Raw genomic sequence first — 10,046 nt, 5'->3', positions numbered from 1 at the left:
GTCGGGTCCCTGAACATCGGCCGCTCCCGAGTCCCAGAACATCGTCGCCGCAACCTGGGTGCTGCCCTGCACCGAATCCGGAAACTCCCACACGCAGTCGAACCCGAAATGATCCTGGAAATTGCGTCCGACGCCGGGTAGGTGCCGGCGGACGGCGATTCCGACGCGCCGCAATTCCTGCGCGTCGCCCACGCCGGACTGCATCAGCACCTTGGGGGTGTGTATCGCGCCGAGTGACAAAACGACCTCCGCCTCGGCGGCCACCTGATGAACCGCGCCCGCATGCAAGACTTCGACGCCCATCGCCCGGTCGGCTTCGAAGATGACGCGGGTGACCATCGCGTGCGGCAACACCGTCAGGTTCGGGCGGCCCAGCACCGCGCCGGCGTAGGTGCGGAACACGGACTCGCGCCTGCCGTTGCGGCTGCGTAGGTCGGCAACAGCGGCGCCGCGCGCATTCTCCATCAAGCGGCCGTTCGGACTCTGGTAGGTGGGGATGCCGTGAGCCCGCGCCGCGTCCAAGACCGCCGGTCCAAGCGGATGGCCGGCGGCCGGCTCGACGAACACCGGTCCTCCCCTGCCACGGTGATCCGGCTCGCCTGTGCCCTGCCAGTCCTCGAGTTGCCGATACAGTTCCAAGACCCGCGCGTACGCCCACGCGGGCTCGCCCGATTCGGCGGCGAAGTGGTCCCAGTCGCCGCGGTGTCCGCGCGACCACACCATCAAGTTGATGCTCGACCCGCCGCCCAGCACTTTGCCCATCGAGAACGGGATGGAGCGCCCGTGCAGGCGCGGGTCGGGTTCGGCGGCGAAGCCCCAGTCGCGGTCGCTTCCCAGGTTGGACGGCCATTGGCCGGCTTCCTTCACCGCCGGCAGGTCGTCGGAGCCGCCCGCCTCGAGTAGCAGCACCTTCACGTCCGGGTTCTCCGCCAGGCGGGCGGCGACGACCGACCCCGAGGACCCGGCGCCACACACGATGACGTCGTAACGCGGTTTCAACACGGCACCCACGGCCACTCCTCATCCCCGAGCTGGGTATAGCTTCCTATACCTGGGAGCACGCGCGGGTGGCTCGAACGGTTCAATTCCGTTCGGGGCCTAATGGCATGATCTTTGGGTGCCGGAATTCCGTCAGACCGTTTACCCGGGACCCGGTGACGCCCGAGCTCGTTGCGCTCGATTAGGTGATCGAACTATAGTCTGGACACATGTCCAGTTTGCTGTCGCGGGGTTCGGGAGCCCGTTGACCGCGATGGATTCGGCGCCATTCCGCGGTCATTCACCAGCAAAGAAGAGTTGAGTATGCGAATTGCCCTGCTGTCCTACCGTAGTAAAACCCATTGCGGCGGACAGGGCGTCTACGTGCGCCATCTCAGCCACGGTCTGGTGGAACTGGGTCATGACGTCGAGGTGTTCTCGGGCCAGCCCTACCCCGACCTGCTCGACCCGCGGGTGCGGCTGACCCAGGTGCCGAGCCTTGACCTCTACCGTGAACCCGATCCCTTCCGGGTGCCGCGGCCCAGTGAGATCCGCGACTCGATCGACCTGTTGGAACTGCTCACCACGTGGACGGCGGGCTTTCCGGAACCGCGGACGTTCACCATGCGCGCCGCCCGGTTGCTGGCATCCCGGACGGCCGACTTCGACGTCGTCCACGACAACCAGAGCCTGGGCACCGGCCTCCTCACGATCGCGGGCGCGGGACTGCCCGTGGTGGCTACTGTGCACCATCCCATCACCCGTGACCGCGTGCTCGACCTGGCGGCCGCGCGATGGTGGCGAAAGCCGTTGGTGCAGCGCTGGTATGGATTTCTGGCGATGCAGCAGCAAGTGGCGCGCCAGATTCCGGACCTGCTGACAGTTTCGTCGTCGTCGGCCGCCGACATCGTGAGCGACTTCGGGGTTTCGCCCGACCAGCTGCACGTGGTGCCGCTGGGCGTGAACACCGAACTGTTCAAGCCGGGATCCCTTCCCCGGCAACCCGGGCGGGTCATCGCGATTGCCAGTGCCGATACGCCGCTGAAGGGTGTGCGCACCTTGCTGCACGCGGTCGCCCGGCTGCGTACGAGCAGGGATCTCGAGCTGCGGCTGGTCGCCAAGGTGGAACCCAACGGCCCCACCCACAAACTGATCGCCGAGCTCGGCATCTCCGACATGGTCCACATCACCAGCGGGCTTTCCGACGCCGAGCTGGCCGCGTTGTTCGCCTCGGCCGAAGTCGCCTGCATTCCCTCGCTCTACGAAGGGTTTTCGCTACCGGCGGTGGAGGCGATGGCCAGCGGAACTCCGATCGTCGCGAGTCGGGTCGGTGCGCTCCCCGAAGTTCTCGGCACCGACGGCGCGTGCGCCGAGCTGGTACCGCCCGCCGACGTCGACGCGCTCACCCGCGCCCTCGGAGACCTGCTGGATTCGCCGGAGAAGCGACGGAGTCTGGGCAAGGCGGGACGAACCCGCGCGGTCAACGTGTTCAGCTGGGAGGCCGTGGCCGCTCAAACCGTCCGGGTGTATGAGCGGGCGATCGCGCGCAACGCCGCCCCGGCCGCTCCCGAAGGGGAAGCGCAATGCTGACAGTCGATTTCGACCGGCTACGGGTGGGACCGGCGACGAAGGTCATCGACGTCGGCTGCGGAGCCGGCCGGCATGCGTTCGAAGCGTATCGACGCGGTGCCGACGTCGTGGCGTTCGACCGCGATGAGAGCGAATTGCGTTCGGTGGACACCATTTTGCGCGCGATGGCCGAGGGCGGTGAGGCGCCCGCCGGCGCATCGGCGAAGGTGGTCCTCGGTGACGCGTTGAAGTTGCCGTACGCCGACGAGACATTCGACTGCGTGATCGCGTCCGAAATCCTGGAACACATACCGCACGACGACGCCGCCATCGCCGAATTGATCAGGGTGCTCAAGGTCGGCGGCACCCTGGCCGTCAGTGTGCCGCGATGGCTTCCCGAGCGGGTTTGTTGGCTGCTGTCCGATGAATACCACAGCAACGAGGGCGGCCACGTACGCATCTACCGGGCCAGCGATTTGCGCGCCAAGATTTCGGATGGCGGAATGCGAATGACGCATTCCCACCACGCGCACGCACTGCATTCCCCCTTCTGGTGGTTGAAATGCGCTGTGGGAGTGTCTAACACCGATCACCGGGCCGTGTCGGCGTACCACCAACTCCTGGTGTGGGACCTGATGCGACGGCCGAAGATCACGCAGCTGGCGGAATCGCTACTCAATCCGCTGGTCGGCAAGAGTGTGGCGATGTATTTCGTCAAACAGCCGCAAGCAGAAAGCGAAGCGACGGTGGGATATTCAGTTGCGTCGGTCTAACCCACCATCGGTCCCGGGCGTCCTTACCCCCGAGCAATGCCGTCAAACCGCGCTGTCAATCGCAGCCATGCAGGAACCCACCGGGGCCATCCCCTGGTCTGAGGGGGGTCACACCGACCCGTGGGATCACGTGGAGTGCGCGATGGCGCTCACCGCCGCCGGGCTACTGGAACCGGCGCGCGCCGCGTTCGAATGGAGTCGCCGCACCCAGCGGCCGGATGGCTCATGGCCGATCCAGCTGCGCGCCGGGGTCATCGAAGATGCCAACAGCGACAGCAACTTCTGCGCCTACATCGCCACCGGCGTCTGGCACCACGTGCTCGTCACCGGCGACCGGCGCTTCGCCGCTCAGATGTGGCCGGTCGTGCACAAGGCGATCGACTTCGTCATCGACTTGCAGGTCGGCTATGGCGAGATCTGTTGGGCCCGCAGTGAAGCCGGTCCTTTGGACGAAGCGCTGCTGACGGGTTGCGCAAGCGTCTTTCACAGCATGCGGTGCGCCTTGGCGCTGGCGGCCCTGGTCGGCGAGCCGCAGCCGGAGTGGGAACTGGCGCTGGGCCGGCTCGGGCACGCGATAGCCGCGCATCCCGAGGCGTTCACCGAGAAGGACCGCTACTCGATGGACTGGTACTACCCCATTCTCGGTAGCGCGATGCGCGGGCCCGCGGCGGCCGCGCGAATCGAACAGCGGTGGGACGACTTCGTGGTCGGCGGACTGGGCATTCGCTGTGTGGTGGACCGACCCTGGGTCACCGGCGCCGAGACATGCGAGCTGGTGATGGCGCTGGACGCCATCGGTCAGCGATCCGCCGCCCATCGACAGTTCGGCGCCATGCAGCATCTCCGCGAGGAAGACGGCTCCTATTGGACGGGTTTGGTGTTCGCCGATGGGAAACGCTGGCCCGAGGAGCGCACCACGTGGACGGGAGCGGCGATGATCCTCGCCGCGGATGCGCTGTCCAACACCACCGCGGGCGCCGGCATTTTCCGTGCCGAGGGCTTGCCGATGGGTCTGCAGACCGACTTCGACTGCGAATGCGTCTCGGCCGGCCCCGGCCGCTGACGTGAATCCGGCTAGATCGCCTCGCCCGGCTGGCCGCTGACACGCTCGAGGACTCTCAGCGACCCGGTAGCCGAAACCTCCCGGAACTGGCCGGAATCGACTGCGCGACAGTACATGTAGTAAGGGGGTCGGCCGCCGTCCCTCGGGTCCGGGAAGACGTCGTGGATGGCCAGCGCGCCGCCAACGGTCACCCACTTCGCCCATCCGTCAAAGTCCTGGTTCGCGGCAGCCTCGCTGTGGCCGCCGTCGATGAACAAAAAGCGCAGCGGCGACCGCCATCCGGAGGCCACGATCGGCGACTTGCCCACGACGGCGACGACGTGGTCGTCCAGCCCCGCGGCATCGAGCGTGCGACGGAAGGTCGGCAGTGTGTCGAACAATCCCGTGACCTCGTCGACCAGCGAGGCGTCGTGGTACTCCCAGCCGGCCTGGTGCTCCTCGGAGCCGTGATGGTGGTCGATCGTGTAGAGCACGCCCGCGGTTTGTTGGGCCGCGGCGCCGAGCAACAGGGTGGATTTGCCGCAATACGTGCCGATCTCGACGGCGACGCCGCCGTCGAGATACCGCAGCGCGGCGTCGTAGAGCGCCCGTCCCTCGTCGGCGGGCAGGAACCCTGGTACCTGTTCGGCCAGCGCGAACAGGCGCTCGGGCGCACTCGCATCGACGTGACTCATCCGCTGAACCTATCGTTCGCGCCACTGGCGTCCCCACGGTGGTCGAGGCGACCGGACTGAGGGCGCTTTGCCTAAGCCCAGCGGCCGGGCCGGGACCGCTTTACCATCATGCTGTGTTTCCCCGCAGACTCGGTGACATCGGCCTGGCGGCGGTCCTCATCGTGGCCGCGGCCGCTTTGCCCGCTGCGCTCCCCTCGTCCGTAATGCCCAGCGCCGCGGCCGCGAACTGCCCACAGGCACAGGTGGTCTTCGCCCGCGGCCGAATGGAATCGCCGGGACCGGGAGCGCTGGGCAACGCGTTCATCAGTGCACTGCGATCCAAGGTCAACAAGAACATCGGCGTCTACGCGGTGAATTACCCCGCCGACACCGAGGTTGCTCAGGGTGCCAACGACATGAGCCACCACGTTCAGGACATGATCAACACATGCCCGAACACCCGGCTGGTGCTCGGCGGCTACTCGCTCGGCGCGGCGGTGACCGACGTGGTCCTCGCGGCGCCCATCAGCGCGTTCGGCTTCGACAGCCCGCTGCCGCCGGGCGCCGACCAGCACATCGCTGCCGTGGCCCTCTTCGGCAACGGCAGCCAGTGGGTCGGTCCGATCACGAACTTCAGCCCGATCTATAACGACCGGACCATCGAGTTGTGCCACGGCGCCGACCCCATCTGCAACCCCGCCGACCCGAACACCTGGAAGGCGAACTGGCCGCAACACCTCGCCGGTGCGTACATCGACGCGGGGATGGCCAACCAGGCGGCCGACTTCGTCGCCGGCAAGCTCTGATCCGATCCGGCGCGCGGATCGCTAGACGCGGTTGTGCGCGACCTAGGCCTGCGACGCGACCCGTGCCGGCAAGCTCGCGGCACAACGCCGTCGCGCCCGCACTCCCACGTACCCGAGCGCCAGGCCCGCGCCGATCTCGGCGGCCGCGGTGACCCACGAGAACCAGGTGACGTTGATGCGGGGCCCGGACGTAAAGCTGTCCTGAAAGTCCGGCAGGAACGTCGGCAGCACGTGGGCATAGACGAACAGCGCGGCGCTGCCGTAACCCACCGCGATCGCCGCCTCGCAAGCCCGCGGGTGATGACGCACCACGAGCACTACGGCGATCAGCACGATGATGCCCTGGATCGTGCCGCCGACCATGATCGACGGCGGCGAGGCCGCCATTCCCCGCCGAAGGTGATCGATCGCGTGCAGGGCGTACGCGGCGGCGAACCCGACCATCGCCGCGGTGAGCGGACGGTGCGCTGTACTCGAAAACGAATTGTTCGACATCGCTTCTCCCAACGACTTCTACTACCCACGGTAGTAAACGGCGGGAATGATGTAAACGGTGCAATCCGAAAATTCGGGCGGCCGCTGTGGCTCCCCAACGGGGGCAGCCGCGCGCTCCCTCAAGAGAGAGGGGAAGTTATCGGAACGTTTTCCGCGGCCCGATTACGTGTGCGAGCAAGCCCACGCCGCGGCCGCCTTTTGCGCAATTTGCGCGCGGAATTGTTCAGGCCGAAGTGTTGGTGCTCGAGTAGAGCTTGAAGTCGCGGATCAGCGGGATGACCTCGCCACCGGCGACCGCGGCACGCTGGCTGGCGCGGAAAGCGGGATGACGGCGCATAGCCTCACGGCGTTCGCGCTCCTGACGCCGAGCCGCAGCCCATCGCGGGTGAGACTGAAGGGAAATAACCGTCGCTCCCGTTGAATTCGCCACGATCGTTAACTCCTCCCAGTGCAACCCGCAAAAACTCTACGACTTGTGGTTATCGGCTTGTGATCTCAGAATGCCCGGCCGATCCTGAGACCAAACCACCCACCAAGTTGAGAATTAGCCATGAATTTCGACTAATCCTGCCGCCGTTACCACTCCGCCGTCCGTGCTGGCCCGCCGGCGATTCGAAACGTTAGCGGCGAGCACCGACAGATTTCGGAGTTCGGTCTGGACGGCGGTGGCTGCTATCGTCCCCGCGTATGCCCAAGATGGACCGCCGCCGCATGATGTTGACGACCGGGATCGGCGTGCTCGCTGCCGCGCTGCCTGCGCCGCAGGCCCTGGCCCGCCCGAATCGCGCACCCGCTCCCGCCGCTCCGAGCGGCCAAACCGGCACCTACATTTTTCACGACGAATTCGACGGAGCCGCCGGCTCGGCGCCGGATTCGTCGAAGTGGACGGTCGCGAAGGCCCGCGAATCCATCAAGGATCCGACGTATTGGGAGCTGCCCGAGCACATCGGGCAGTACCGCGACGACCGTCGCAACGTCTTCCTCGACGGCAACTCCAACCTGGTTCTGCGCGCCGCCAAGGACGGCCCCACCTACTACAGCGGCAAGGTCCAAAGCCTCTGGCGGGGTGGCGTCGGCCATACCTGGGAAGCCCGTATCAAGCTCAATTGCCTGACCGCGGGCGCCTGGCCCGCCTACTGGCTGGGTAATGACGACCAGGGTGAGATCGACGTCATGGAGTGGTACGGCAACGGCAGTTGGCCCTCGGCCACCACCGTTCACGCGAAAGCCAACGGCGGCGAGTGGAAAACCCACAACATCGCGATGGACAGCGCCTGGCACACCTGGCGCACGCAGTGGGACGAGGCCGGCATCCGGTTCTGGAAGGACTATTCCGACGGGGCCCAGCCCTATTTCGACGTGCCGGCGAGCTCGCTGCCGGATTGGCCGTTCAACGGACCGGGCTACACGGTCTACCCGGTATTCAACCTGGCGGTGGCCGGGTCCGGCGGCGGCGACCCGGGGCCGGGAAGCTATCCCGCCGACATGCTCGTCGATTGGATCCGCGTCTGGTAGGCGCGCTCAATGGGTGAGCAGGGCGGTCGCACTCCATGCCCTGCCGCCCGGGTGCCGCGGGTCCGGCTGGGGTAGCCACGCGAGCGGGCGCATCCACACCGGCAAGCGATGCAACCGGTGGGCCGCGAGGTAGAGCGCCTCGACTTCGACGGTGTGCCAGCCCAGGTTTTCGAAATAGGCCAACCCGTTCTCGGGTGCGAACTTGAACGGCGCGTTCTGCAGCATGCCGGCCATCTTCTTGTTCAGCATCTTCTTCAGACCGGGACCGGCGAAGTCGAGCAGCCACCAGGCGACCTCGGGTCGCTTGATCGCCGCGGAGAGCGCGACGACGTCGCTGTCTTCCAAATACATCAACAGGCCCTCGGTCAGCACCAGCGCCTTGGTGGCGCCGCGCAGAGCCTCGTCCAGGAAGGCGTCGCGGGCCGCCGCGTCGGCCAGGTCGACGGCGGTGCGGGTCAGCCGGCACCGGGGCGCCTCGTCGGCAAGGAGCTGCGTCTTTTCCGCGAGTAGGTCGGGTAGGTCCGCCTCCACCCACGTGAAGTCGGCCGGAAGCTCCAGCCGATACGGGCGGGTGTCCAGACCGGCGGCCAGGTTCAGCACCCGGTCGCAGCCGCCGGCGATCGCTTCGGCGATGGCGTCGTCGATGATCTTGGTGCGCGCGACGAGCCACCAGCCGTTGCGGGTCGACCGTGGGACGTTGGCGACGATTTCGCGTCCGTGTTCGCCCGCGAGGCGCTCGGCGAGCGGGTCGCTGAACAGCGCGTCGGGACGGGCGGTTTCGGTCGCCCGGTGCAATGCGGTCCAGCGGGCGGTGTCTGAAACGTGGGTGATCGTGTATCTGGGGGCTGACATACGTGCGTTATAGCAGCACGGCCGAGGCCCTATTGGCCGGCCTTGCCCCCGGCAAACCATGCTTCCGTCACCGCGCGGGTCTGGGGCGGTGGATAGACGGTGTCGGGTCGGCCGATTTGACCGACCTTGACCGTCCACGCCGATGATGAGCGGTCGATGCAACTCCCGGCGCCCTGGCTGGGCAGCCACAGCACCGCGGTATTGCCGCCACCGCCGGGGCCGCACCCGTAGACCGGGACATACCCATCGGCGCGACCACCCCAGGCGCCACCGTTGCGGAACAGGCAGCGCGTGCCGTCATCGAGAGTCAGCGCGAACGGGTCCGGAGTGGTTGGCGCCTGCACGGGCGGCAGCGGGCCGTCGTAGTTCACCCGATGCATGCTCCTGTCCCAGGGATTGTCCACGCACAGCAGCGATCCGGGCGTCGACGGCCAACAGGTGAGGGCGCCCACCGCGGTTGGTGAGCAGGAATAGACGTTGTCGGCCAGCGCTGACGGTGACGGTGACGAGCACTCGCTGGCCTGGCCGACGTTGCCCGGTCCGGACGCCACGTGGTAACCGTTCATCGGTTGGCCATCGGGTCCGACGGCCACGACAGTGATCTGCTGGGTGGGCGGCGGATCTGCGGCGGCCGTCCCGGGCAGCGACAGGGCGGCCGCTGTCAGCACCGTCAGCGCGGCGACGGGAACAACGACGATTCGCGACATCACGTTCACCGCGCAAAACCTTTCGTTCGGCGGTCCCCTGGTTGAAGGGTACGGTGCGCTTATGTCCGATCGAAACCGCCGTTTTCTGCTCCGCGAACGCCCCACCGGCCGCATAGGCCCGGACACCTTCGCACTGAGCGAGGAGGCGGTGCCCGAGATCGGCGACGGCCAGGCGCTCGTGCGGGTCGACTGGATCTCGCTGGATCCGACCAACCGCATGTGGATCAACGACACCCCGTCCTACCTGCCTCCGGTCGGGATCGGCGAGGTGATGCGCGCGGGCGGGCTCGGCGAGGTGGTCGCCTCCAAGAGTTCCAAGTATCCGGTCGGTCAGAAAGTGCAGGGCCTGCTCGGCTGGCAGGAGTACGCGGTCCTTTCGGACACGGCGATGGTGAATCCGGTGGACGTGGCAGCGGGCATCTCGCCGAGCGCCTACCTGGGTGCGCTCGGGATGACCGGGCTCACCGCGTGGATCGGGATCCGCGACATCGGCAAGCCGCGACCGGGCGAGACGGTCGTCGTCTCCGCGGCGGCCGGCGCGGTCGGGTCGGTCGCCGGCCAACTCGCCAAGGCCGCCGGGGCTCGTGTCGTCGGGATCGCGGGTGGTCCCGAGAAGTGCGAGCTGGTCGGTGAGC

Annotated in this window: 10 protein-coding genes and 1 pseudogene; 6 read left to right on the top strand and 5 right to left on the bottom strand. The window is 67.2% G+C overall.

The features are described 5' to 3' along the window. The coding region (locus A5697_RS21755) for a GMC family oxidoreductase (protein ID WP_068012011.1) at nucleotides 1–1,011 on the bottom strand (1,011 nt) is incomplete at its 3' end. A gap of 291 nt (nucleotides 1,012–1,302) precedes the next feature. Between A5697_RS21755 and A5697_RS21750 the strand changes: the two genes are divergently transcribed. The 3 genes from A5697_RS21750 to A5697_RS21740 are packed head-to-tail and all read left to right on the top strand — an operon-like array spanning nucleotide 1,303 to nucleotide 4,383. After that, nucleotides 1,303–2,568 (top strand): glycosyltransferase family 4 protein, encoded by a 1,266-nt coding sequence (locus A5697_RS21750; protein WP_067950837.1) that lies wholly within the window; start codon nucleotides 1,303–1,305, stop codon nucleotides 2,566–2,568. Then, the gene (locus A5697_RS21745; protein WP_068012009.1) at nucleotides 2,562–3,320 is read left to right on the top strand and encodes a class I SAM-dependent methyltransferase; all 759 of its coding nucleotides are present in this window, start codon (nucleotides 2,562–2,564) and stop codon (nucleotides 3,318–3,320) included. The genes A5697_RS21750 and A5697_RS21745 overlap by 7 nt, the downstream gene beginning before the upstream one ends. Next, on the top strand, nucleotides 3,307–4,383 hold the full coding sequence (locus A5697_RS21740; RefSeq protein WP_067950833.1) for a prenyltransferase: 1,077 nt from the start codon (nucleotides 3,307–3,309) through the stop codon (nucleotides 4,381–4,383). Before A5697_RS21745 ends, A5697_RS21740 begins: the two co-directional genes overlap by 14 nt. An 11-nt stretch (nucleotides 4,384–4,394) precedes the next feature. On the opposite strand, the gene A5697_RS21735 is transcribed toward A5697_RS21740, so the two are convergent. After that, on the bottom strand, nucleotides 4,395–5,057 hold the full coding sequence (locus tag A5697_RS21735; protein WP_068012008.1) for a class I SAM-dependent methyltransferase: 663 nt from the start codon (nucleotides 5,055–5,057) through the stop codon (nucleotides 4,395–4,397). A gap of 113 nt (nucleotides 5,058–5,170) precedes the next feature. Between A5697_RS21735 and A5697_RS21730 the strand changes: the two genes are divergently transcribed. Continuing rightward, nucleotides 5,171–5,842 (top strand): cutinase family protein, encoded by a 672-nt coding sequence (locus tag A5697_RS21730; protein WP_067950829.1) that lies wholly within the window; start codon nucleotides 5,171–5,173, stop codon nucleotides 5,840–5,842. Nucleotides 5,843–5,884: 42 nt separating this feature from the next. Here A5697_RS21730 and A5697_RS28530 read toward each other — a convergent pair whose 3' ends face one another. After that, on the bottom strand, nucleotides 5,885–6,337 hold the full coding sequence (locus tag A5697_RS28530; protein WP_231972135.1) for a hypothetical protein: 453 nt from the start codon (nucleotides 6,335–6,337) through the stop codon (nucleotides 5,885–5,887). A gap of 687 nt (nucleotides 6,338–7,024) precedes the next feature. On the opposite strand from A5697_RS28530, the gene A5697_RS21720 reads away from it, so the two are divergent. Then, nucleotides 7,025–7,852: a family 16 glycosylhydrolase gene (locus A5697_RS21720; RefSeq protein ID WP_068012007.1), complete on the top strand. Its 828-nt coding sequence runs from the start codon at nucleotides 7,025–7,027 to the stop codon at nucleotides 7,850–7,852. A 6-nt stretch (nucleotides 7,853–7,858) separates the two neighbouring features. On the opposite strand, the gene A5697_RS21715 is transcribed toward A5697_RS21720, so the two are convergent. Together A5697_RS21715 and A5697_RS21710 are read right to left on the bottom strand one after the other, a co-directional pair. Further along, on the bottom strand, nucleotides 7,859–8,704 hold the full coding sequence (locus A5697_RS21715) for an SAM-dependent methyltransferase (protein WP_068012006.1): 846 nt from the start codon (nucleotides 8,702–8,704) through the stop codon (nucleotides 7,859–7,861). Nucleotides 8,705–8,733: 29 nt separating this feature from the next. Continuing rightward, the gene (locus A5697_RS21710) at nucleotides 8,734–9,420 is read right to left on the bottom strand and encodes a hypothetical protein (protein ID WP_068012005.1); all 687 of its coding nucleotides are present in this window, start codon (nucleotides 9,418–9,420) and stop codon (nucleotides 8,734–8,736) included. A gap of 52 nt (nucleotides 9,421–9,472) precedes the next feature. Between A5697_RS21710 and A5697_RS21705 the strand changes: the two are divergent. After that, nucleotides 9,473–10,046, top strand: a pseudogene (locus A5697_RS21705) (NADP-dependent oxidoreductase); the annotation flags it as partial.

This window comes from Mycobacterium sp. E3251, from assembly GCF_001666835.1.
GTDB lineage: Bacteria > Actinomycetota > Actinomycetes > Mycobacteriales > Mycobacteriaceae > Mycobacterium.
The sequence above is the reverse complement of the archived record's forward strand: the minus strand, read 5'-3'. Positions and strand labels throughout refer to the sequence as shown.